18 protein-coding genes are annotated in these 25,519 nt (G+C 39.0%); 6 read left to right on the top strand and 12 right to left on the bottom strand.

Annotation, left to right across the window (positions count from 1 at the left end):
* Positions 1 to 181: 181 nt before the first annotated feature.
* The 7 genes from PL11201_RS12135 to PL11201_RS12110 form a co-directional block, all read right to left on the bottom strand.
* Positions 182 to 1,180 (bottom strand): RNA polymerase sigma factor, RpoD/SigA family, encoded by a 999-nt coding sequence (locus PL11201_RS12135; RefSeq protein WP_079678992.1) that lies wholly within the window; start codon positions 1,178 to 1,180, stop codon positions 182 to 184.
* A 441-nt stretch (positions 1,181 to 1,621) separates the two neighbouring features.
* Positions 1,622 to 3,073, bottom strand: a complete 1,452-nt coding sequence (locus PL11201_RS12130; protein WP_079678990.1) for a Vgb family protein — start codon at positions 3,071 to 3,073, stop codon at positions 1,622 to 1,624.
* A gap of 179 nt (positions 3,074 to 3,252) precedes the next feature.
* A complete protein-coding gene (locus PL11201_RS12125) occupies positions 3,253 to 5,016 on the bottom strand; it encodes a helicase HerA domain-containing protein (protein WP_079678989.1) in 1,764 nt (587 codons plus the stop codon).
* A 239-nt stretch (positions 5,017 to 5,255) separates the two neighbouring features.
* Positions 5,256 to 6,971 carry a bifunctional 3,4-dihydroxy-2-butanone-4-phosphate synthase/GTP cyclohydrolase II gene (gene ribBA, locus PL11201_RS12120; protein ID WP_079678987.1) on the bottom strand — a complete coding sequence of 572 codons (1,716 nt, stop codon included), beginning with the start codon at positions 6,969 to 6,971 and terminating at the stop codon, positions 5,256 to 5,258.
* A gap of 93 nt (positions 6,972 to 7,064) precedes the next feature.
* Complete coding sequence (locus tag PL11201_RS27515) at positions 7,065 to 7,238, bottom strand: HEPN domain-containing protein (protein WP_369821842.1); 174 nt, start codon at positions 7,236 to 7,238, stop codon at positions 7,065 to 7,067.
* Between the two features lie 39 nt (positions 7,239 to 7,277).
* A complete protein-coding gene (locus tag PL11201_RS12115; protein WP_200816759.1) occupies positions 7,278 to 8,330 on the bottom strand; it encodes a GmrSD restriction endonuclease domain-containing protein in 1,053 nt (350 codons plus the stop codon).
* A 391-nt stretch (positions 8,331 to 8,721) separates the two neighbouring features.
* A complete protein-coding gene (locus PL11201_RS12110; protein WP_144017735.1) occupies positions 8,722 to 9,891 on the bottom strand; it encodes a hypothetical protein in 1,170 nt (389 codons plus the stop codon).
* 96 nt (positions 9,892 to 9,987) lie between these two features.
* Here PL11201_RS12110 and PL11201_RS12105 point away from each other — a divergent pair, with 96 nt between their 5' ends.
* Positions 9,988 to 12,273, top strand: a complete 2,286-nt coding sequence (locus PL11201_RS12105; protein WP_079678984.1) for a hypothetical protein — start codon at positions 9,988 to 9,990, stop codon at positions 12,271 to 12,273.
* Between the two features lie 6 nt (positions 12,274 to 12,279).
* Positions 12,280 to 14,268 (top strand): coiled-coil domain-containing protein, encoded by a 1,989-nt coding sequence (locus tag PL11201_RS12100; RefSeq protein WP_079678983.1) that lies wholly within the window; start codon positions 12,280 to 12,282, stop codon positions 14,266 to 14,268.
* Between the two features lie 149 nt (positions 14,269 to 14,417).
* Here the strand turns inward: PL11201_RS12100 and PL11201_RS12095 are convergent, their stop codons facing one another.
* A complete protein-coding gene (locus PL11201_RS12095; protein WP_079679575.1) occupies positions 14,418 to 15,728 on the bottom strand; it encodes an FGGY-family carbohydrate kinase in 1,311 nt (436 codons plus the stop codon).
* Positions 15,729 to 15,955: 227 nt separating this feature from the next.
* Here PL11201_RS12095 and PL11201_RS12090 point away from each other — a divergent pair, with 227 nt between their 5' ends.
* Complete coding sequence (locus PL11201_RS12090; RefSeq protein WP_079678981.1) at positions 15,956 to 16,600, top strand: peptidoglycan-binding domain-containing protein; 645 nt, start codon at positions 15,956 to 15,958, stop codon at positions 16,598 to 16,600.
* A gap of 78 nt (positions 16,601 to 16,678) precedes the next feature.
* Here the strand turns inward: PL11201_RS12090 and PL11201_RS12085 are convergent, their stop codons facing one another.
* The 3 genes from PL11201_RS12085 to PL11201_RS12075 all read right to left on the bottom strand — a co-directional run bounded on the left by PL11201_RS12085 (position 16,679) and on the right by PL11201_RS12075 (position 21,977).
* Positions 16,679 to 19,081 (bottom strand): serine/threonine-protein kinase, encoded by a 2,403-nt coding sequence (locus PL11201_RS12085; protein WP_079678979.1) that lies wholly within the window; start codon positions 19,079 to 19,081, stop codon positions 16,679 to 16,681.
* 131 nt (positions 19,082 to 19,212) lie between these two features.
* Positions 19,213 to 20,634 carry a (Fe-S)-binding protein gene (locus tag PL11201_RS12080; RefSeq protein ID WP_079678978.1) on the bottom strand — a complete coding sequence of 474 codons (1,422 nt, stop codon included), beginning with the start codon at positions 20,632 to 20,634 and terminating at the stop codon, positions 19,213 to 19,215.
* 32 nt (positions 20,635 to 20,666) lie between these two features.
* The gene (locus PL11201_RS12075) at positions 20,667 to 21,977 is read right to left on the bottom strand and encodes an FAD-binding oxidoreductase (protein ID WP_079678976.1); all 1,311 of its coding nucleotides are present in this window, start codon (positions 21,975 to 21,977) and stop codon (positions 20,667 to 20,669) included.
* 127 nt (positions 21,978 to 22,104) lie between these two features.
* Between PL11201_RS12075 and PL11201_RS12070 the strand changes: the two genes are divergently transcribed.
* A complete protein-coding gene (locus PL11201_RS12070) occupies positions 22,105 to 22,818 on the top strand; it encodes a DUF4079 domain-containing protein (RefSeq protein ID WP_079678975.1) in 714 nt (237 codons plus the stop codon).
* A gap of 173 nt (positions 22,819 to 22,991) precedes the next feature.
* Here PL11201_RS12070 and hisE read toward each other — a convergent pair whose 3' ends face one another.
* Positions 22,992 to 23,567, bottom strand: a complete 576-nt coding sequence (gene hisE, locus PL11201_RS12065) for a phosphoribosyl-ATP diphosphatase (protein WP_079678973.1) — start codon at positions 23,565 to 23,567, stop codon at positions 22,992 to 22,994.
* 140 nt (positions 23,568 to 23,707) lie between these two features.
* On the opposite strand from hisE, the gene hemL reads away from it, so the two are divergent.
* Both hemL and PL11201_RS12055 read left to right on the top strand, forming a co-directional pair.
* Entirely contained in the window at positions 23,708 to 25,003 is a 1,296-nt protein-coding gene (gene hemL / locus PL11201_RS12060; RefSeq protein WP_079678972.1) for a glutamate-1-semialdehyde 2,1-aminomutase, read from the top strand.
* A 64-nt stretch (positions 25,004 to 25,067) separates the two neighbouring features.
* A complete protein-coding gene (locus PL11201_RS12055; RefSeq protein WP_079678970.1) occupies positions 25,068 to 25,418 on the top strand; it encodes a hypothetical protein in 351 nt (116 codons plus the stop codon).
* The last annotated feature ends 101 nt before the right edge of the window (positions 25,419 to 25,519 follow it).

The raw sequence follows: 25,519 nt of genomic DNA, 5'->3' as shown, positions 1-25,519 counted from the left end.
TGCCTCCCCTGCTCCCCCTGCTCCCCTTGCCTCCCCTGCCTCCCCTGCCTCCCCTGCCTCCCCTGCCTCCCCTGCTCCCCTTGCCTCCCCTGCTCCCCCTGCCTCCCCTGCTCCCTAGTGTCCTATCAAAAAAATAGGGATTGGGAAACCCAACCCCTACAGGCGTCTTTTCAACTATTAACTAACTAGCCAAATATTCTCGAACTTGAGCTTTACGACGGCGCAGGTGGTTCAACGCTTGGCTTTCCAGTTGACGAACCCGTTCACGACTGATGCTCATTTGCACCCCCACTTTAGATAGGGACATCTCCTTACCATCTTCGAGCCCGTAACGCAGGGTAATTACTTCCCGTTGTTGGGCGGTTAAGTCCGCCAGTAAATTTTTCAAGTCCTGACGCAGTAACTCTTGAGTCACAAAAGCGTCGGCGGAGGTATTATGATCTTCCAGGAGATCCTGCAATTCCGTATCTTGATTATCCCCCACCCGCAAATCCAAAGATACGGGATGACGAGACGCCAACAGATAATCCCGAATTTGAGCCGGGTCTAACTCTAACGCTTGAGCAATCTCCCCCGGAGTGGCGTTGCGTCCTAATTTTTGGACTAACTCCCGTTGAACTTTTTTAATTTTGTTGAGTTTTTCAGTAATATGGATGGGCAAACGAATGGTGCGAGAAGTTTGGGCAATGGCACGGGTAATCGCTTGACGAATCCACCAGTAAGCATAGGTCGAGAATTTATATCCCCGCATGGGGTCGAATTTTTCCACACCCCTTTCTAAACCCAGGGTTCCTTCTTGGATTAAATCCAAAAATTCCATGTTGCGTTTTTGATATTTCTTAGCAATGGAAACGACTAAACGCAAGTTAGCTTCGATCATTTTTTGCTTGGCGCGGCGTCCTTTTTGCAGCAGGGTTTGAAGTTCCTCTGGACTCATTTCTAACGCCTCAGACCACTCTTGCTGACTCGGTTCTCGACCCAGTTGTTCTGCGAGGGTGTTTTTCACTTCCAACTGTTGCATCATGGTCTGTACCTGCTTACCGTAGGTAATCTCCTGTTCTCGGGTGAGTAAGGGAACGCGCCCAATTTCATGCAAATAGGTACGAACTGCGTCGGTGGTTGCAGGTCGAGTGCTTCTGGAAGCCACTTGCTCTTTGTATGTAGTATTGACAGTTGGCATGACTATGAATTACACTCCTAAAAACAGAATTTATAGCGGTAGCAAATTTTTTTCATCTCTCTACAGGAGGTTCCACAGGAATCGACTACAAATGATCCCCACACTTTGGTTCGGGGAATGATTCCAATTTTTGTCTGTCTCCGTAAAGACGAATTCTGTCCTATCTTTATTTTTCGTTGCGATTAAATAGAGGGTTGCTCTCCATGGCCTGGGGCTAATAAACGTCCTTACAAGATTATGACATATAACTAGGGTTAAAAGTCAAGGGCTTCATGGCAAGACCTCCCATCTTAGCCGATTTTATTGACATATTTTCATCATGCCCTGATTGTTTCGATAATACAACTGTAGTAATTGAGTAATAACCGAACTTTCGGGTATCGGTTGCGGGGTGTATAGGTTTTCCCACACCCCTTAACCGAACTTTTGACAGTCAGTCAGTTAGACTACAGCGAGATTCGGACTAATTACGGAGAAAGTTTCGGTAAATTGAGTATCACCCAATAGAGGCGGCGTATAAGAAGTAATCCCAATGGGTCGATTTAGGCGAGAATCTGGGCCAACAAAGATATTATAATTGGGGTTATTAGGATTAGGAATAGGAACACCTGTGAGGGGATTATAAGCTAAAATTGCTCCGATATTATTAGCACCTTCTCGGGTATCAAAACCCACGGTATAAACATTCCCATCATTCCCAAATGTTAACCCACCCAAAAAGTTACTACTGGGGGAAGTTGCTAAATAATTTGTGGAAATGCTATTTAATAATTCTCCCGTTAATAAATCATAATTTTTGATTCCTCCGGCGAAATCACTAACCGCTAAACTACCATTATTCGGGTTTAAAGCTAACCCTAATAAACTCACAAAACCCGCCCCATCACTAGCGGCTTTCGGTGTGGCAAAAACACTTCCCTGTCCCATCGAATTGTAACGCAAAATTTGACTGGGTAACCCTTGGCTAAAATCGGGTTTTCCATTCACTGCGACACTGCCTTGAGTGGTAACATATAAATTACCATCGGGTGCAAATAATAATCCATTGGGGCCATTTAATCCCCCAGGTTGTTGATTTCCAAAGGCAAATACATCTAAAAACTCCCCGGTTTGTCCGTCGTAGCGAAGAATTTGATCTGTTAAAAAACTGGCGACATAAAAATATCCATCGGGGCCAAATACAGCCCCATAAGGACGGAATAAACCTGCGGTTTCATCAATTGTTGTATTGGGATGATCTCCAATAAATTTATCGATAAAAGTTCCGGTGATCCCATCATATCTGAAAACCGCAGATGCTCCTAATTCTAAGGAAGTTGCGGGTTTATCTCCACTGGTGACATAAATATCATTAATAAAATCTCCATTCCCATCGGGCCCAATAACTGCGGTATCAGGTTTGAATAATCCGCCACTTCCAGCCGCAATCAATTCCCCTAAATAATTGCCCGTTATCCCATCATAACGCACAATATTATTGCCATCACTATTCGTGACTAAAAAACTTTGAAGATCGGGAATAAAGTTAGGTTGAGTTTGGGTAATATTACTAATAAAGCTATAACCCGGATTAGTAATCGGTAATACTTCTAAATTTATCGTAATTTCCGATAAATTAGGATTGAGTGTGAGAATTTTTTCTGTTAAATTACGATTTAGAACTCGCCAAGAATCACTTTCATTCGGATATTTAATTAAAGTCTGATCAATTTGTTGAATCAGGAGAGGCGAAAGATTAGGAGAATTATTGCTTTGATCCGTATAAATAACATTAATATTTAACCGATTTAATCCTTGATGCTCGATTAGATAATCCTTTAAAAAAAAATCGGATTTGCTCAAATTAGGTTCGACTACGGGAAGCAGATCAGCTATCGGGGATGTTTCTACCATGATTAATCTTTATAGTAATATTGCAGACAGAGAAAATATCAATTAAGATTTTTAGATCTTAACACTATATAGTTTGATTTTCAATGACAAATATTAAAAATGTCTTGATTTCTTGATAGATTTTTGTTATAATAGATAACTATAGTTCCAAATTGTAATTTTTTTCACTTTCGATCTTTTTAAAACCCCAAATCATCCTTAGCTAAAGCCGCCGCTTTTAAGACTTTTTCATCGGATTGTTGTGTCCAGTCAGTTTCCCCAACTTCTCGATAAAATGTTTCATCATAGGGACGGGTGCGAACTACAACGGGCATCGGGACAGCATGACCTAATACTAATGCTTGTTGTTTAGAATCTAATTTTGATAACACCGACCGCAAACTTTGCCCCCCAGAAACTCCGGTAAAAATTGCATCAATATCTTTATCATCGTTTAATAAAGCGGTAATTCGAGTGCCCACTTGAGACATGACTTCTGCATCAATACCAGAGGGACGTTGATCAACAATTAATAGGGTAACAAAATATTTTCGCATCTCCCGGGCAATCGTTCCAAAAATAGTAGAGCGTACAATAGCCGGATCTAAAAAACGGTGAGCTTCTTCAATCGTAATGACTAATTGTGTCGGACGGTCTACGGGATTTTTAGAGGCTAAAAAATTCTCGGCTTTTTTAACATAGGCGTGATGAATTCGGCGAGTAATCATGTTAGTTACTAACATATAGGATAACATATCCGATTGCGATCCAAACTCCACCACGACATTTTTTCCCGCGTCCAAAGATTGTAATATTCTATCTACATAATTAAACTGACAATTGGGACGCATATATTTTAAATTATCCATCCGTAGTAATTTCCGTTGGAGTGCCATAATTGACCCTTTATGTCCGCGACGTTCATCACAAAACAGTTGAATTTCTTCATTAGTCATGGATAACAATTGAGAAATCCAAGAGGAGCCAAATTCACTGCGGAGAATATTAGCATTATCAATACTAGCTTCGGAAAGATTTAATTCCCGTTGCACTAACATAATATCTTCTACCTCAATTTGAGCATAGCTTAAATATAATTCCTGTGCATCTTTAATCCCTCGCCGTCGGCTAGATTCTGGATCAAGGGTATACACTTCTACCTGACCAGGAAACAGTTGTCTTAACCCTTTAACGGTACTAAATTGTTTGCCCTCCGATACCGCTTCCCAGCCATATTCGGAGTGCATATCAAAGATTAAATTAACGGCGGCTTTTTTCTTAATAATTCCTGATAATAATAACCGGGTTAAAAAAGATTTTCCGGTTCCAGATTTTCCGAAAACTCCGTTACTGCGTTCTACAAATCGATCTAAATCTAAACAAATTGGCACATCCATATCCAGGGGTTTCCCGATCGCAAAATTCCGCCGGGTGGGGTCATCTTCCCAACCAAAAATGATTCTAAAATCTCGTTCACTGGCTTCATAAACCTGGGAAAAATGCACGGGAATGGTTTTTACTGGTAATAGTTCAATTTCACTGTTATTGGTTTGGGTTTGGAATGATGCGATGCTCGCGGATTTTCCATTATTAAGGGGGCGAGAAGACCTCGCCCCTACATTTTGTTGGGCGACAACACGAATTATTTCTTCTTCTCGTTCTGAAACTTCCCGACTTAACATTAACATTGGACTGAGTTCAATGGTTCCGTAGGTGCTATTTCCGGCTAAAATTGCCTGTAAAAAATCATCATCGGGGTGAGGGGGGTTAGCGATAATTCGCAAGCTGGATGTTCCTAATGAGACATCGGTTAATAAACAGAAAAAATGCGATCGCTTTCCCCGCACGACTAAAAATTTTCCCACCCGCATTTCTTCTACAGACACATCGGGATGTAAGCGAACTTCTAAACCTTTTGTTAAGGAACCTTGAATGACAGAACCCAGGGGTTTTTCAATGGTCATAGGGGAGTTTTTTTGAGGTGAGCAATGGGGAACTATCGCCACGCATTCGGGGTTTATAGCGGGTTGTTGTATTGTTCATACTTCAACATTTTCCTATAAAATCAATTGCAACTTACAATTTCCCTATCCATAATATCTACTGTTTGTTGTTTTTCGTCAAGAACTTTAGCCCCAATAGGATGGGCTAAAGCCCAACAACGAGAGGATTTTTTGATAGTTGTTGATTTTTTCCTATTATTTTAGGAGGAAAAACTATAAATGGTTTGGGGTTGTAACTGTTGACAAATAGAGGAAGGGAGTTGAGTTAGGGGAAATTGTTCCCGATGGAGTTGTACCTGTAAATTGGTCAGGGGATCAGCCCCGGAAGAAACAATAAATTGTAGTTTTTGGAGATGGGGCCATTGGGTAATTTGATCTAAAATTTGGGTAACAGCTTTGAGGTAGGGATGATCTAGTTGTTGATACCAATGGGGATCGGCGACTCCGGCTTGATCAAAGCCTAAATTAACAATTAATTGTGCTTGATCAAATAAAGCAGTTGCTACGGGTCGAGCTTCTTCTTGTAATAACAAATCATGGGTTTTTGCTAAGAATCTCAACTTTTCTAACCGTTCATAACTGCTCAGAATTGAAGTTTTATTGCGTTTTGACTCCATGTATTCTGCTTCTGGATTTTCAACTAAAGGTTGAGATTCATCCCAATTAATAGCCACGGTGATTAAGTAGGTTTGTAATAATAAATGACCTAATTTTTCGGCTTTTGTAGCTAAATAAACTGTGTTATAATCCGTGGCTTCAATAATCAAAGGAACCCGATCTACGATTTCAATTCCATAGCCTTTTAACCCGGCAATTTTACGCGGATTATTCGTAATTAAACGGATTTGACGCACCCCTAAATCATTCAGCATTTGCGCCCCCATGCCATAATCCCGTAGGTCAGGAGCAAATCCTAACCTTTCATTAGCTTCAACGGTATCGAATCCAATATCCTGCAAAGAATAGGCTTTAATCTTATTAATTAATCCAATCCCGCGTCCTTCTTGGCGGAGATAAATAATCACTCCCACCCCTGCATAATCAATCATTTTCATTGCTGTTTGTAACTGCATTCGACAGTCACAACGCAAAGATCCAAAGGAATCTCCGGTTAAACATTCGGAGTGAACCCGTACCATTACAGGCATTTCTTTTAATTTTTCAATATCACCTTTAACTAAAGCAATATGTTCCGTATTATCTAAGGAATTACGATAGGCATAAATTTTAAAATCCCCGAATTGGGTGGGCAATTGAGCCACGGTTTCCCGATACACAAAACGGTCATGTTTGAGGCGATAACTAATTAAATCGGCGATCGTAATTAATTTTAAATGGTGAACTTTAGCATATTCAATTAATTCGGGAAGTCGCGCCATTGACCCATCGGGATTTTGAATTTCACAAATCACTCCTCCAGGATACAACCCCGCTAACCGAGATAAATCAACGGCGGCTTCTGTATGTCCCGCCCGTTTTAATACGCCGCCATCCTTAGCCCGCAGGGGGAAAATATGGCCCGGACGCCGTAAATCTTCGGGATGACTGGCGGGGTTAATGGCAATTTGAATCGTGCGGGCGCGGTCATCGGCGGAAATTCCCGTAGAAACTCCCATTTGAGGGGACGCATCAATACTAACGGTGAAGGCGGTTTGGTTGGCGTCGGTGTTTTTGGTGACCATCAGGGGCAAGTCTAGCTGATCCAGACGTTCTCCGGTCATGGCCAAACAAATTAATCCCCGGGCATACACCGCCATGAAGTTAATCATATCGGGGGTGGCAAATTGGGCGGCACAAATTAAGTCGCCTTCGTTTTCGCGGTGTTCATCGTCCACCACTACAATACAGTGCCCGGCTTTGAGGTCGGCTAAGGCGGCTTCAATGGTGTCGAATGGGTAGGGGTTTGTCGGTAGCACGGACTCGTTCAAAATCGTTTTCTCATCAACGCTGATTCATTAATTGTAACGCCGTTGATGAATTGAGATCGCATTCTAACTAAAAATGCTGGCTTATTTTATTATGTCTTCCAATATTTCCACAGCCTTTTTAATATTATTATAGTATGTCTGAATCCTGGCGTAAGTGATACCAACATTTCCACCATGAGCTATGGTATGTCGATTAGTAATTACACTATCAATTGAATTTTTAATTTCATCTGTTTTATCACTCCTCTCTTGAATTTTAATAGTAAACTCCTCAGCCCACTATGGATTCATCTGTTAAGTATTTTTGTAAATCTCTCTAGTTAATTCCAGCCTCTTGATCAGGTTCTTTTTACTTGTTGTAGAGGAGCGAGATAATAACCAAAAATCTTGGTCATGAATGAGAGAGTTATAAAACTTTTTAAAACGTTCACATTCTGATTTTTCTGTTAATTCTCTGGCAACTGTCACCATAACACTCTCGAAAAGAGTTGTACTAAATCCATTATTATGAAAGAATACCTTCTCACCAATGCAATCTTTCAGAAACCGAACTGTATTCAAAAAAATATGTTTTATTTCAGCTTTTGAAATTACATCTAAGTTTTTATTTTTAAGCATAAAATCATTCAGGAAATCAACCATGTTCCCTTTATACTTATCTAAGTCATAGTGCAAAGCTAAAAATCTCAGGATTAACTCTTGATCTGCTGCTCGATCATCATCTTTTTTATTATAAAGTTGCTTCCATGTTTCATGACTCGATAATTCTTGAATTAACTCACTGAATAAACCATGATAAATTGCGTTTCTAATCTCTTGCGAATTCAAGGAAGTACCTGTTGTATTCAGCCTCTCGAATAGGTAATATATTCCTATTGAATCATAGTTTTCCGATATGATGATGCAATGAATGATTGCATTATCTAAAGCACGACGTTGAGACAGTGACAGACTAGAATAGGTTAGACCATTGAAGGCAGGTATAACTTCTTTAAGTTTAAATATTTTTCCATCTGAAAAAGATTCTTGATAAAAATACTGTAGTGTTTTTAATCTTTGTTGTCCATCAATAACAATATATTGATTAGAAAATTTATCCTTAGCCAGAAAAAGAGCAGGAGTTGGAAGCCCAATTAATAGAGATTCAATAAAGCGAGATGCTTCTTCCTCTTTCCAGACATATTTTCTCTGGAAACCCGGAATGATAAAATCCCCATCCTCCATTCTTTTGACTAATACATCGACAGGGAAATCGGCTCCATAGTAATCTACATTAAGCCTAGTATTCTCAGCTTCTACAAACTCATGATTGATCATCGTCTTAGTACCTGTATCTGCTATAGCCATCTATAAAAATCCTAAATAGGTTGTAATATTTTATCGTAGGGGTTTGGTCTCCAAACCCTCTTTGTGCCTGGGTTTGGAGACCAAACCCTACAGGTTTTGATCACAAATCCTACAAGGATTGCTATATATAAGCTGATCGTCAGTAGTCAACATTCTTAAATCTTAGCTTATAGATTGTCAATCAATCTAAAAACTAACGGAACTTTTATATGATTCTACTACAAATATCTAACTCTACACCCCTTTTCCTCCCTGAAAGGCAAGTAACGCGCTACCATAGTCGGCTTCTGTATGAATAGAATTAACCAACAGATAGAAGCTCATAAACCTGTTAATTTATAGCAAGCGAGGACGCTGGCACTACTCTAATATATAGCCTGGTTTGAGATTTTTAATCCTTCTGAATAATATATACAAATTGACCAATAGAGCCAGAATTTTTGTTTGGATCTTGCATTTTTGAAACCGTGATATTTTTTAAATCTGATAAAAGTGTGTTTAATTTATAGGTTTTATTAGGCTTGAAATCTTGAACCTGTTCAAAACTCCAGTTTTGCCACCATTTAGGGGTTTGGAAATCCTTAACTTTGACATTAATAATTAATTGATAAACACCGGGTTCTGTTAATGTGCTAAAATCAGGAGAAATGACTAACTTTGTACCATCAGATTTTTCCTGATTAACTTGAATTTTAGGGAGATTTTCACGGGAATATTTACAACCTTTTCCTACTTTTTCTAATTTTGTTAATTCTGGCTCAAACTCAAATTCTGGGGGTAAAGTGTCAGGAAGGAGTGAATAGGGAATTTCCCATTGCATTTTTTCATTTTGATAATCTTTTGTTAATACTATGCGTTCCACTAATTGACGGTTTTTAGGTGTCACTTGCACGGCTCCATTATTAATATTAACATTTCGTTGTACTCCTTTAGCTAAGGAGCTTTTATCTTTATCATTAATATTTAAAAATAACGGTTTTTCCAAAGGATGTGGAGAGAGAATCACCGATTTTTGGGGTTTAATGCTACTATTCTGTTGAAAAAAATCAAAGAATTTATGAACTAAATCATAATCCCCTAACACCAGAATATAAAAAGGACGGAAGGTTTTTGGATCTTTGGAATTGGTTGTATAATTTTGTTCTTGATCCCCTAAACCAATATCAAAAATCGTGCCATCAAATTGACTGCGAAATGCCAAAATACCAACAGCATAGTTAGAGTTGGGACTAAAATTATTCTTAATTGGATCTAAAATTTGATTGATTTGAGACTGTTGGGGATCGGTATACAAATCAGTGACAATAATAGACAGTTGATTGGCTTGATGCGGATTGGGAATTACGGTTTTGAGGTTTGTCTCAAATAAATTCTTATTAAACAAGTCATAAAAACCAGGGGAGCGAGCTGCAATCGCACCGTTATTGCCTGCAATTAGCTCTTTTGTTTTCCCAAAACGGTAATATTTTCGAGTGATTTGATCGGATAAACCAATGGCGGCTCGATCAATTAGTTCTAGGGTTTCATTATACTCACTATTCAAATTTGTATTGATGAACAAAATACAGTTAACCTCAATAGTAGCAATTTAGGAGATTATCGCAAGCGAGAGGGATATTTATTTGCTGATAAAATCTTTAACGAAGATTGCTGTTTATTGAAAACCGATCAAAAAGAGTTACCTGGTGCATTATCAATTGAGGGAGAAGATATCAAGTATAACTGGGAGGGAAATACACATATCCTGACCCCCCTGTTACCTATTAATCCAAAACTACTGACCGGAATTAGCCCTGCGGAACTGATTAAAAAAATAACCGCCACTCAAGAGAGTAAAGGCGGGGAAGTTTTGGTTAAATTCACCCTCAAGTTGACTCTTTCTGGTCATGAAAAAGACTATGAAATTACCAAAAACTATCTCATCAAAAAAGACAATATCTTAACAGCGATTCCTACGTTGGAAATTTGGCCAAATTTCCAAGCCAAAGGCTGGAGTGAATATTATGGGTTTTATGCAGATACTTCCGAGCAGGGAAAAACATTTCGAGTTAAATTTCCTCACCCACCCAACGCAGAAGATATTCGCACTATTCAGGATGGAGCCTACCTCTATGAAATTATGAGCCTGGAAGAGTTTCCAGCTTATGGAATTTGTCAGGAAAAAGAAACAGATAAAGACTGTGGGTTACTGTTGTTTAAACAACCTGCATCTCTCAAGCCCGATTTGAATAGTACCTGGAAAGTTGGCATTGACTTTGGAAGCTCTTTCACTAACATTTATTATAGTAATGGCACCAGTTCTCAAAAGTTAACTCTGCCTAATCTTCGCTATTCTCTAGGTACTAAGTCCAAAGAAGACAAAGAGGTTGAGAACCTTCTTTTTGACTATTTCTTGTCAGGAAATCAAGAAGCAGATATTTTGCCCCTATCCTCAATTTTAACAACCAAATCACAAACCAATGAAAACAAGTATATCCTCGATGGACGGATTTATCTAGTTGGCGGTGTTCCTAAGTTTGATCCCGGTCCAGCCCATATTCATACGAATTTAAAATGGTCAAAGGCAAGAGTTCAAACTGAAAAATTTTTGTATCAGTTAACTTTGCAAATTACGGCTCAAGCTGTCTCTGAAAAAGTCTCAAAAGTTGAGTGGATTTTTTCCTATCCTTCTGCACTTTCTGATGATGACCAAGGTGAGTATTTAAAAACTTGGAAACACATATTAGCACAACTAACCGAAAAAACAGGTATAACACACCAATGGCAACAGCAAAATCAAGATGGTGGTATTTGTCACTGGCAAACAGAAAGTTTAGCCTTTGCTTATTATTTTAACCAGAAACATCAAGATGCTTCGACATTTATTTGCATTGATATTGGGGGAACTACATCTGATATTTCAATTTGGCAACAGTATCAATTAGTTCACCAATGTTCAGTCAGGTTAGCCGGAAAACAATTATTTGATGGTGTCGTCAGGAAAAAACCAAAAGTTTTAGAGGTTTTGCAGAAAGAATTAAAATTAAACGGTGAACTTGAAAAGTTGGCTAACAATGTAGAAGGGAATCAAAATCAGGAAATTGATGGCTTTAGCGCTAAACTTGCCGCTTCTTTACGTTGTTCTAATCGGCAGAAGTTAATGCGTAATATTGGGGACATCGACGATCAAAGTCAAAAGCGGGCTTTGGGGGAAATGCGACAGATTAGTCGATTAGGGATAGCAGGACTTTATTATTATATTGGTCTGATCCTTCAAGTTTTGCAATCCCGTGCGGGTGGAGGGGTTTGGAGTGAACCTAGATTAGCTACTGTTTATATTGGAGGTAATGGCAGTCAAGCTTTTCATTGGTTAGTTGCAACTGGAGAATTTGATGAAAATAACCCAGCTTCTAATTCGTTAAATCGGTTATTCAAGGAAATGTTGAATAAAGGTTCGGGCTTTCAATATCAGAATTCAGTCTTGACCCGCCTCAGTTCTCAACCCAAAGATGAAGTTGCCTATGGTTTAATTTTAAGTGCTGAACAAAATCAATTGCAGATTCCTGACAACTTAGATAATTGGTTAATTGCTGGCGAAGATTATAAATATACCGAAACAGGTATACTCAAAACTGGGGACTATAGTTCCAGATTGAGTTTCCAACAAAATTCTACTATCCAAGGGTTTCAGATTGAGAATTTAACCAATCTCAAACAATTTTTCCAAGATTACCATGAGGCGATCATAACCCTAAATAGTTCTAGTATTCAACCCTTTGCCAAATATTCTGATTCGACATGGCAAGATCGACTTTGGGATAAGGTGACTGAACGTCTAAATGATGTTTATTTACCTGGTAATATGAATGGAAATTCTAGCAATATTCGTCTTGAACCTCCCTTTATTATGGGATTAAAAGTGTTGCTGGACGTTTTAATCGATCCTAATCAACTGGAGAACTGAGAATTTATGAAACTCCCTTCTTTTAGTCGAGATAGTTGGCTGATTGCTATTGCTATTGCTATCGGGGGTTTATGCCTTTTTGCCCTACCGAATTCACCAGCACCAGCAACTTCTCCGTCTGCTTCTCCATCATCCCAAGCGTCATCCTCACCAACAAGTCCACCAGCACCAAAATTACCCTTGTTGGATGAGTTGCAAAGTAACTTACCGATGTTAAACTCTAAACTGGACGCGGTGATCAAGGCTCTTGGTGGTGTTAAAACAGAGCTAACTCCTGAGCAGTTGAGATTAGCTTGGACTAATGTTGATGCTCAGGTTGATCAACTTTGTACTAGCACTGTTTCGCCGTTAAAACAACAAATTGAACAGCAAAGCAACAATGACAAAACCTATAAAACGATTGTCGATTTGTTCAATCAAATAGAAGAAACTTGCAAGAATATCAATCTCGATACTGATCGGTTAAAAGCTAATAATCAGCCATCTTCTGATACTCAACAAACGGTTGATAGTCCTGAAACCAAGATTAGGCAAGAGTTACAGAATATTAAACAACTGTTGAACCAAGTTAAGGAGTGGGTTAGTCAAGAACAGGAGAAGAAGTACCGAGAGGGTTTAGACAAACGATTAGACTTTCAACAAAATTTACAATATTCGATTTTAGGATTATTATTGGTATTATTATTGGGATTATTTATTACAGTTGTTTTGTACAAAAAAGGAGATAGAACAGTGGATGGTGCAGATCAAGATCAATTGAGCGATAGTAGCAAAAAAAAGCAAACATTTGTGGGACTAAAAGAAAGTGAAGCATTAAGCAAAATCTTGCAATATTTTGATGAGTTTCTAAAAAAACAAACAGAAGCATTATCAAATATTGAAATTAAACTTCAAGAAACCTTGCTTGAAAAAATAGATCAATTAATAACAACAAAAATTGATGCAAATAATGATCAAATAAAAGACTATTTTAAACAAGATTTAGAACATAATTTTCATATATTATGGAAAGATATAAAAAAACAAATAGAAAAAATCTCTATTAATACTGGTAATTCTCAACAGGAATATTCTCATGAGCATATTAAAGAAATAAACCAACAATTAGCTGAAATTCCTGATCTTATTAAGGATCAAGTTGATCAGTCTTTCAATAGCTGCATGGAGACAAAGCTGATTCCCTTAATAAAGCGGGAGTATGAGTCTCAAAAATCAAATCTAATTGCAAATCAGAATGAATTAGTTGCAACTGGAAAAGATGATAAAAGTAATTCTCATGAATTAAATAATGAGCAAATTCAAGAATTGCGATCGCAATTAGAACAAGTACAAAATGATTGGAAAACAGCCAAAGATTCTGTTCAAGAATTGGAACAAAAATTGGAATCAGAACAAAGTAAAGCACAAGCAAATATTCAACAACTAAACATAACATTACAGGCAGAACAAGAAACAATTCGCCAGCTACAATCAGATTTACAAGAAAAGCAAAATAGACTAGCTACTTTGGAACAACAGATTGAAATTAAAGATAGTAAAATCAATTCCCTACAATCTGAAAAGGGGAATGCAAAACCAAAAAATGAAGCTGAAGAAACAAACATAAAACCAAATAAAACCCAAGGAATTTCTCAAGAATTACAGAGTTTAGTTTATAAATATAATCAAAATAATGGTAACTTGAATGTTCTGAATGATTTTATACCCGTCAAAGATAATTCAAATAGATTTAACGACGACTACAAATTGGAAAAAACAGATCAAGATAAGGCTAAATTTTATATTGTCTCATGTCAAGACAAACATTACTTATTTCCCAAGTTAAGTATTCCTAGTGAAGTAGCCTGTGACATACTTAGATACCACTTTGAAGTTCCTCAAATAAACACATATCCAGTATTTATTAACTTAATACAACCTTCTGAAGTTAAGCAGATATCAGAACAAGATAATTGGAAACTGGTTGATAAATATTCTAAAGGAAAAGTCAAATAAGCGGTTAAGCATCTAAATGGGTGATTAGACATCCAAATAATCGTAGGGGCGAGGCGCGCCTCGCCCCTACACAACGAATGTAGATATTTTTTGGGGTTAATAATCTTGATTATTATGAGTGTACAATTCATTTAGACTTGCTATACAGTTTAAATGCAGTACAGCTTAATTCCTCCCTCAAGGGCAAGTAACGCACTTCCATAAGCGGCTTCTGTATGAATAGAATTAACCATGTTAACGTTTAAATAGTGCTGACGAATAGCTGTCCAAGTCGGATTTTTTGCCCCACCTCCAGCGGTATAAACTTGGGTGAGGGGAGTGGCTCCGAGTTGTTGTAAAAGTTGATAACCTTGGGCTTCAATTTTGGCAATTCCTTCTAATAAACCCTGTAAAAACTCAACCGGATGATCGGGACGAGGTTGCAGACGGGGAAGTAATTCGGGGTCGTTAATCGGGAAGCGATCGCCTTTTTTAATTAAAGGATAATAATCTAAGTTACTATTACAATTAGGGTTAATTTGACGGCTGAAATTTTCCAGTGACCGATCACTAAAAAATTGCCGTAAGACCGCACCCCCGGTATTAGAAGCACCTCCTGTTAACCATAAATCTCCTAAGCGATGGCTATAAATACCATATTTAGCATTATTTACAGGAGTATGACTGAGAAGTTTTAAGACTAAAGTGGAACCTAAAGATGTTACTGCTTCCCCTGGAATCTTGGCACCACTGGCTAAAAACGCTGCTATACTATCGGTAGTTCCCGCACAGATAACACAGGTTTTAGGTAATTTTAACTGTTCTGCCATTTCGGGGGTAATGGTGGCAATTGGGGTTCCAGGAGCAACTATATCAGGCAGTTTCAATAATTCTAAATCAGTCAGAGGTTGTAAACCATTAATTAACCAATCGGGATAGGTCAAATTCTCGACATCGTAGCCTAATTTTAAGCTATTATGATAATCACTAATCCCTAATTTTCCATGTAATAAAAATGCTAACCAATCGGCTTGATGGAGAAAATAGCGGGGCGCAGATTTTTGTGGTTTAGTGTTGGCAGTTTCAACGGTTAACCACCAGATAAGTTTGGCTAAACTAGAAGTGGCACTGTTAACAATATTATCGGGAGGGGCGATTTTTTTTAACAGTTCTAAGACGGTAACAGCCCGACTATCATTATATAGAATTGGGGATTGTACTGGAATGCCATTAGGATCACAAAGTAGCACGGTGGCAGAGGTTCCATTAATAGCGATCGCATCAACTTGATGGCGAAAATGTAACGGAATTTGTTGGATTACATCAAACAGAGACGTTTTCCAAAGACCAACCCATTCAGAGGAGGAAGCTGACGAGGGGAAAGGAAATTGAGTTTGGGCTACCACTGTCCCTTGAGAATTAATGGTAATCGAACGAGCACCGGATGTCCCAAAATCAATCCCGATATAAAAATTAACCATTGTTTCCATCTAAGTTCAATTCATATTTTTTTATTTATTGTACAATTGTAGGTTTGTGAATTATAAGATGATCAGTTATTTTGTTAAGTTTTAATAAAAATTGCGGAAAACATAAAATTTATCTGGACGTTTATTGCTTACAAAGTTATAAATTAAGAGTCGGTAGTTGAACTTTAATCGGATTAACTGCTGGCAATCGTACTGTTAATGCGTTAATCAAGGATTTTATGGATACTCTTGCCTACAATCATTTAGTTTCTGCCTATGAGTCCCCTCGGAAAGCCGATTTCAATGGGGATTTGGTACTATTCCGATGTGTGAATTGGAGTAAAATATCAACCGCTTGCTGGTTGCCCATTGTAGCAACGGCTATTGGCTTGTCTGTGCTGAGTGTAAGCCAACCCGCCAGTGCTGCCCTCACCCGTGGCGATAGCGGTCAGGGTGTGAAAAGTGTTCAGTATGCGTTGCAGAATTACGGCTATTTTAACGGCAGAGCAACGGGTTACTTTGGGTCGGTGACAAAACACGCCGTCATCGCCTTTCAACAAGATTATGGCTTAAATCCCGATGGAATTGTTGGCTGGAAAACGGCAAGAGCGTTAGGGGTAGGAAGCTCTCAGGTTAGTGATAGCTATGGCGGTGGCTGTAGTCATCGTTGTGGCGGTGGCGGTGGAGCTCTGTCCCGGGGTGACAGTGGCCGTAATGTCAAACACCTGCAAAATCGTTTAGCAGACCTGGGTTATTTTAATGCTAACTCCACAGGTTACTATGGCAAATTAACCGCTAGTGCTGTTAAATCCTTTCAATATAACTGTGGACTCTCGGCTGATGGTATTGCTGGCCCGGCAACCCTAGCAGCATTAGGAATTTAGCTTTTTTTGTAGAGACGTTGCATGCAACGTCTCTACAAAAAAAGAGACGTTGTATACAACGTCTCTACGGGGTTGATATTAACGCAACCACAATTTAATAGTTTTGTCCTTACTTCCACTGACTAAACTATTCCCATCGGGACTAAATTTAATCGAATAAATCTCATCTTGATGTCCGGTTAGGGTATTTAATAATTCTCCCGTTTTTAAATTCCATAGTTTAATAGTTTTATCTCGGCTACTACTAGCAATAATAAGGTTATCAGGACTAATGGCGACGGATAAGACATCGTTAGAATGTCCGGTTAAAGTCTGAATTAACGCGCCAGTTTCTCGGTTCCAAACTTTAACGGTATCATCCAAGCTACCACTGACAATAATTTTACCATCGGAACTAATTGCCAGCGATCGCACCCCTTCTAAATGTCCGGTAAGCGTATTTAATAATTCTCCGGTTGCCACCTGCCAAATTTTAATAGTTTTATCCTGAGAAGCTGTAACTAATAGTTGACCATCGGGACTAAAAACAACCGCATAAACCTGATCTTGATGGTCAGTTAAATTATGTAAAATAGCCCCCGTTTGTCGATCCCAAATTTTCACAGTTTTATCCGCACTCGCACTGGCAATTTTTTGATTATCAGGACTAACATCAACTGACCAAATAGTTGCTAAATGTTCTAGGGGAGGATAGGCTTTTCCAGTAGTCAGATTCCATTCTAAAATCCGCCATAACCCACTCCCAGAGGATATTTCTGTACCATCGGAGTTAAAATCTACAGCATAAATTGGGGAGAAATCTCCAACTAAACTTTTAGTTTCATTTCTACTTTTAATATCCCATAATTTCAAAGTTGTGTCCTGACTCCCACTAGCAATAGTTTGACCATCGGGACTAAAGGTAACAGCCCAAACCGCATCAGCATTTTGGGCAAATTCTTCAGGCGTTACGGTTTTCCAAAATAGTTTATCCTGACATTTTTGGATGAGGTTTTTAATGGCTTGATTTTTTAAAGCGGTTTCGGTAATATTGTCCGCTTCATTTAAACATTGCTCATATTTTCCTGTGACTAATAATTCTTGGATAGCATTAATTTTTTGGGTTTGAAATTGTTGTAAATTTCTCCATTTTTGATATTCAGATAGTGCCAGAATTATTCCCAATAAACTCGCCAGTCCCAAACCCAACCAAAGCAGTTGATCAAGACGAATTTTTTTTAAGAACTTAGACTCTATATTTTGAGATTTAGCTAGAGTAGGAATGGGGCGAAAATTTTGGATAAATTTAGAAAATTGAGTTAAAATAGATTGGGGTAAAACCTGTTTTTCAATAGTGGCAATATCCTGATCATTTAACCCTAAAAGTTGTTGAAATCGTTTGAGTTCTTCCCTAGTTTCAGGACTAAAAGGATATTCCTGCTGCATTGTGGCAATTAAAGCTTGTTCATAACGTTCTCCCTTTTCATGATATTTACGATAGGGATTTAAGATTTCATCTTCAATAGCTTCTGCATCTTCGGGTAACAGTTCTAAACTTAGGCGTAACTCCTCTAAAATTTGCCGACCGATAATCGAAATTTCACCCCGATGATGGTTGGCACACCGTTGAACTTCTTCCCGATAGATTTCTAGTTTGGAAAGATTAGGCGCGGAGGCGGAACGCAGAGTTTTCAGAACAGATAAAACGTCATCAACAGATTGATAACGTTGGTGATAATCAGACCGCACCATCTTATCAATGAGATCACCAAATTCCACACTAACAATTGCTAAATGTCGCCAAAATATTTCCCCTGTATCTGAACCATTATTTCTTCGCAATTTTGACAATTCTGATGCTGGCAAACCCGTTAATGCTTGAATGGCAACCATTCCCAAGGCATAAATATCACTGTTAAAATGGGGATGACATTGAAACTGTTCAATGGGCATATATTCCAGGGTTCCCACCCGACTACTGGGGGAATCTTGATCGGAATTCAAATTAATTTCTTGAACCGCTCCAAAATCCAGTAAAATAATTTTTCCATCGGTTTGACGACGGATTAAATTACTCGGTTTAATATCCCGATGAATCACTCCCTGTTGATGCACAAATCGGAGTATTCCTAATACATCGGTAAGTAAATTAATGACTTGATTTTCTGTTAAGGGCTTACCTGGTAAAATCTCATCCATTAATGAGTGACCCGAAACATAGGATTCAACTAAATAAAATTCTCGATTTTCTTCAAAATAAGCCAACAGTTGGGGAATTTGATCATGTTGGGAGAGTTTTTCTAAAACCTTGGCTTCCTGTTGAAAACGCTGACGGGCTACATTAACAAGTTTGGCATCTGCTGGGGTCAGATGCAAATGTTTAACAAAACATAACGACTCACCGGGTCGGCGAGTGTCTTTAGCGAGATAGGTTTTCCCGAAATCCGTTGACTCAATCACGTCTATGACTTGATAGCGTCCGTCTAAAAGCTGACCAACCATAGCAAAAATATTGACCCTATTTTGTTTGATTATGGCATTAATCGTGAATAAACTTATAAAAACCCGTAGGGGTTGGGTCTTCCAACCCTCTTTGCGCTTGGGTTGAGTCTCCCAACCCCTACGATAAAATGCTACAACCTATTTAGGATTGCTATATTGATTTTAACCCCTCGAATTGAATAATCTAGTAATTCCATCGGGTGCATTAAATTAATATCTTTTCCTTGCAATTGTAAGTGTTTTTTAATTTGCAAAGAACAACCGGGATTAGAAGAAGCAATTAATTCTGCCCCGGTATTTGTCAAATTATCTACTTTTTGCTGTCCTAATTCTTCGGCAATTTCCGGTTGCAACAAATTGTAAATCCCGGCACTTCCACAACACAAGGAAGCATCTATTGGTTCTCGTAATTTTACCCCCGGAATTTGTTGCAGCAGTTGACGGGGTTGGGAACTAATTTTTTGTCCATGTAATAAATGACAAGCATCTTGATAAACTAGGGTTAATTCCCCGGTTTCTGTTAAGGGAAATAGGGGTGTTGTTAACCCAATTTCGACTAAAAATTCCTGAATATCTTTAACTTTTGCCGAAAATTCTTGTGCTGCTTCTCGATATTGGGGATCATCTTTTAAGATATGTCCATATTCTTTTAAGGTATGACCACAGCCCGCCGCATTAATAATAATAGCATCTAAACGAGTCCCGGAAAATCTGTCAATCATTTGTTTAATTAAGGTATGGGACTGTTCCGTTTGTCCCTGATGTTCGGGTAAAGCTCCACAACAGCCTTGATTTCTCGGAATCACAACTTCACACCCATTGGCGGTTAAAACCCTGACCGTGGCTTCATTAACGGGGTTAAATAATAACCTTTGAACACAGCCCAAAATTACCCCGACTCGATAGCGTTTTTCTCCTTGGGTGGGAATAATAACCGGAAAATCTTCTCGAAAAGCGTCTTTAGGAATAGCAGGTAAAATTGATTCCATTGCAGCTAAACGAGGAGATATTTTTGGTAATAAACCTGTTTTTCTGACTATTTTTTGTATTCCTAATTTTTGATAGATGAAAAGCGGTATTAAAAATGCCTGTAGACGTTTAGGGTAGGGGAATAAATTAAAAATTAATCCTCGAATTAAACGGTCAGATAAACTTCTGGGAACATTTCTTTCAACTTGAGGACGAGTGGCGGCAATTAATTGATCATATTTAACACCTGAAGGACAAGTGGTGACACAGGCTAAACATCCTAAACAGCTATCAAAATGTTGGGCGGTTGTTTCCCCCAAGGAAGCATCATTTTTAGAAATGGCATCCATTAAATAAATCCGCCCTCTTGGGGAGTCCATTTCTGTTCCTAAAACCCGATAACTGGGACAAGTGGACAAACAAAACCCGCAGTGAACACAGGTACTTATTAAATTAGGATTAGGGGGATTTGTGGAGTCAAAACCAGGAATTTCAGTCGGGTTTAAATGGGGATTTTGTCCTAAAAAGTTACTTTGTTTAGCAGGAAGTGATTGAGGGTCAATAATTTGATCAGATGTTTGCATTTTAACTAAATTCTCCCAAAATAATTGATTAATTAAATTCCACCGACAAAACGATTGGGACTAAACTGATTTTGAGGGTCAAATTGTTGTTTAATTTGACGCATCAAATTCAAAGCATTTCCTGCATATCCCCAAACTTCTAACTTTTGTTTTAGGTCTACAGGTGCTTTTAAAATTGATAAAAACCCCCCTTGGGACTCACACCAATTTCTTAATTTTAACAGGGTTTCTGGGGAAATGCTGTCAAACCTTAATACCCCTAAACCAACTCCAGCATGAATCATTCCCAGGGTTTGATATTGGATTAAGGTTTTGACCGCCGAGGTAGGGGTGATTCCGACTTTACAAATAATAGAATCTTGAGATTCAGATTGCCAAATTTGCTGTTTTAATTGTTGCCATAAATTATCCTCATCGGAATCAATATAAATTGCTTTTAACCCTATTTTTTCTCCCAACTCTATTAATCGTTGAGATTGTTGTTTAATACCTTCTGCAATACTTTGGAACCGAACCATTAAACCAATATTATCTCCCAATCCTAATATTTTTGATAGGTCAGACGAGATTAAATCCACAGCGACAGGAGTTAAAGCAGAAGCTAATAAAATTTGATTGACTTGAGAAATAGCTTCAGCTTCTCCTGTTAATATTACCGTCCCGGAAACTTCAGCTTGGGGATAAACTCGTAGGGTAATTTGACTAATAATTCCTAAAGTTCCATAGGAACCTGTAAATAGTTTCATTAAGTCATAACCGGCTACATTTTTAACCACTCGACCCCCAGCTTTAGCGATTTTTCCATCATAACGAATAATGGAAATCCCCAGGATTAAATCTCGAATACTTCGATAACGTTGGCGCAGGGAACCTGTATCTCCCGTGGCAATAATTCCGCCAATTGTTGCGGTTTCAGGATAACTCGGATCAAATCCTAAAACTTGATTTTTCTGAGCTAAAATAGCTTGCAACTGGGAAAATTTCATCCCTGCTTCTACGGTAACGGTTAAATCGCCAACGGCGTGTTCAATCAGTTGATTCATGCCCTGGGTACTGACAGCAAAATCAATATTTTTGACCAGTCCCCCCCAATCAATTTTACTACAAAAACCGCAGGGTAAAACCTTTAATTGCTGTTGGTTAGTATAGGCAATAACCTCTGCTAATTGTTGTTGAGTTTGAGGATAAATTAGCCCTTGAATTGGGGTTTCTGGTGCTAAACATTGAATGATTTGTTGTTGTCGCACGGATTCAATTTTGTCCCAGGGTTGGACATTCCCTACCCCCACAATTTTTTCTAATTCCTGTTGGTTTTTAGGGTTGGTGCTAGAAATCGCGTTCATTTAAAAAATTCAGAGATTGATTGAGGCAAAATTAAGTTATAACTATTCTATAACAAAAAACACCAGAATCTGGAATAGGGAAAAGGGGATTCAAGCAATGGGTGGTAATTTTTTCTAGGAGACCGTTATGGAATTTAAGGATATTATTGGATTAATCCACCCCGTGTTGGCGGTGGTTTTTGTGTTTCCCTTAATCGGGATTTCTGTATATATGGCATGGCAAACCCGTCAACGCCGTTTACATCGTTCTGAATCAGAGAATAAAACTAAAATTCCGGCGAATGTTGGACAAGAACATTTAAAAATAGGTCGGTGGTTAACGGGTTCGGTGGTGGGAATTACGTTAGTTGCTTTAGGGTATTCAATTTATTTTAAGGGGGTTTTTAAAGATTTATCCCCTGAGAAAATGCCTCAAGCTATTTTTATTATTTTTATGTTTGTACTCACGATTGCTTCACTAATTTTACTCTATCGAGCTAAACCCAATCAACGGATTTGGCGAGGAGTTTTTGCCACTTTAGCCGGAATGGGAATTGTGCTTATCGGATGTCAGGAAGGGGTGTTTAGACGGGGTTATGAGTGGCAATTCTCCCATTACTATTACGGGGTAGCAGCAGCGTTATTAATGATTTTTTCCTTGGCAATTGTCCCGGATATTTATCAATCAAATCGCTGGAGAATTACCCATACGGTTTTAAATTGTATTGCTTTATTATTGTTTCTAGGTCAAGGAATGACGGGAACCAGAGATTTACTAGAAATTCCCCTCAGTTGGCAAGAACAACATCTCTATCAATGTGACTGGAATCAGAGAACTTGTCCTCAACCGCCTAAAGGTTAAGAGTTCAAGTTTTGTCCCCCAGATTCATCTTATAGCAATAGGGAATAGGCAATCTCGCTATAGGTAAATACTTACTGTGAGCAGCTTTTAACTTTCAAGAATGTCCTAATAGATGTGGCGACTGCTTTATAACCATGAGTGGTACTCGTGTATTATAGCCACACCACTTATGATTATTTTCGTCTTGATTCTAATTTTTGATAAACATTTCTTAACTCAACATTGTGATAAGCTAAGGCGACTAAGGTATGATAGAATAAATCCGCAACTTCCCCGGCGATCGCATCTTTTTCATTATCCTTACAAGCCATAACTACTTCAGCCGATTCTTCTCCAATTTTTTTGAGAATTTTATTATCTCCCCCCGCTAATAATTTACAGGTATAGGATTCTAATTGTGGATAATCCCGGCGATCGCAAATTATATCAAATAACCCTGATAACGTATTTCCTGATAACTCCTGATGCCGTTCTTCCACCCCAATAATCACCATCGGACTATCATCATGGTAACGAATTTCCTTTACCATTATTTCCGACTTCCATAACACAATCGATGTTTCTTGACAAGACCAAATCTGTTTTGATGTAATCGTTTTTTCTAGGGCTTCTGGATTCATCCAAACCCAATTTAACACCGTTCCTTCTAAACAATCTTGGATGATCGCCAGAAGTAATCCGTTTTCGTTGTAACGAATTGTATCAATTTCACTCGACAGGCTTAACTCTAAGGGTTTTAAGGTTGACATAAATTTACCGAATACAACGAGATCCCTAACTTGATTACAATATCATCTGGTTGGTTGGGCTATACCCAGTAAAAGTGATCGGAATATTGCTTTTTGTCCATTAACCCAAACTATATACAGTTCAAGGAGATTATCTCAGAGTGACCCTACCCTTAACAACTACAAAATCAGAAGAAATCTTTGCCGCCGCCCAAAAAATCATGCCGGGGGGTGTGAATTCTCCCGTGCGGGCGTTTAAGTCCGTCGGGGGACAACCCATTGTTTTTGATCGCGTCAAAGGCGCCTATGCTTGGGATGTGGACGGCAATCAGTATATTGATTATGTTGGCTCTTGGGGGCCGGCTATTTGCGGTCATGCCCATCCCGAGGTGATCAACGCCCTGAAAGAAGCCTTAGAAAAAGGTACCAGTTTCGGGGCTCCCTGCCTATTAGAGAATATTTTGGCAGAAATGGTGATTGATGCGGTTCCCAGCGTGGAAATGGTACGATTTGTCAATTCAGGAACCGAAGCCTGTTTATCGGTCTTGCGCTTGATGCGTGCCTTCACTGGACGGGAGAAACTGATTAAATTTGAAGGTTGCTATCACGGGCACGGGGATATGTTCCTGGTAAAAGCTGGTTCCGGGGTCGCCACATTAGGTTTACCGGATTCTCCTGGGGTTCCTAAATCCGTTACTATTAGTACCCTCACCGCCCCCTACAATGACCTAGAAGCCGTCAAACAGCTATTTAAGGAAAATCCAGGTGAAATTGCCGGAGTCATCCTAGAACCGATTGTAGGCAACGCTGGCTTTATTCCTCCCGATGGCGGATTTTTGGAAGGGTTGCGGGTGCTAACTCGGGAAAATGGGGCTTTATTGGTGTTTGACGAGGTGATGACCGGGTTTCGCATTGCCTATGGCGGGGTGCAGGAGAAATTCGGGGTGATACCAGACTTAACGACCTTGGGAAAAGTCATTGGTGGCGGTTTACCCGTGGGGGCCTATGGCGGACGGCGGGATATTATGTCCATGGTGGCTCCGGCTGGCCCGATGTATCAAGCGGGAACCCTATCGGGAAATCCCTTAGCGATGACCGCAGGCATCAAAACCTTGGAGTTATTGCAAAAACAGGGAACCTATGAATATTTGGATAAAATCACCAAAAAATTAAGTGTTGGTTTGTTACAAATAGCCAAAGAAACTGGTCATGCAGCCTGTGGAGGTCAAATTAGTGGAATGTTTGGTTTATTCTTTACTCCAGGGCCAGTCCACAATTATGAAGATGCTAAAAAATCTGATTTAGCCAAATTTAGTCGTTTTCATCGGGGAATGTTAGAGCGAGGAATCTATTTAGCCCCCTCTCAATTTGAAGCCGGGTTTACCTCTTTAGCCCATACGGATGAAGACATTGATCAAACCTTAGCAGCGGCTAGAGAAGTCATGTCTAGTTTATAATTTTTTCTGCCCCTACAAATTGAATTGAATGTAGGGGCGATTTTGTTTTTAAAACACAAGAATTATGAAAGTTCAGACCTCTGTTTTTGCAGCACTCCTGTCTTTGACCATTCTGGGTACCGCCATGGTTGCCAAAGCAGACACCGTAAAGGCGCGCTGTGATGTTTACCCCAAAGGAGAAGATAAAGCCTCATCTTCCGGGCTATGTACCTTTTCTCAGCGTCAGGGCGCTGTCGGTATTCAACTCAAAGATGGCAAACGCTATGACCTTCGCCCCGTAAAGAATAAACCGGGTAACTATGTAGACCAAAATGGTCAAGCCGCCTATCGTCAAGCTGGTTTGGACGACAAAGGGCAAATTTATCGGTTAGCCCAGGAGTCAATTTATGTCTATTGGGATACGGCTCCCTACTAGATAACGTTCAAAACCGATGGATTAGTTCACAAATGTTAGCAAAAAAGGATCGGAATAACCTATCATTTTGAACAATTTTCTGTTTAAATTTTGAACAATCA

Origin of the sequence: Planktothrix sp. PCC 11201 (assembly GCF_900009135.1) — a bacterium.
Taxonomy (GTDB): Bacteria; Cyanobacteriota; Cyanobacteriia; order Cyanobacteriales; family Microcoleaceae; genus Planktothrix.
This window is presented reverse-complemented; position numbering and strand designations above follow the sequence as displayed.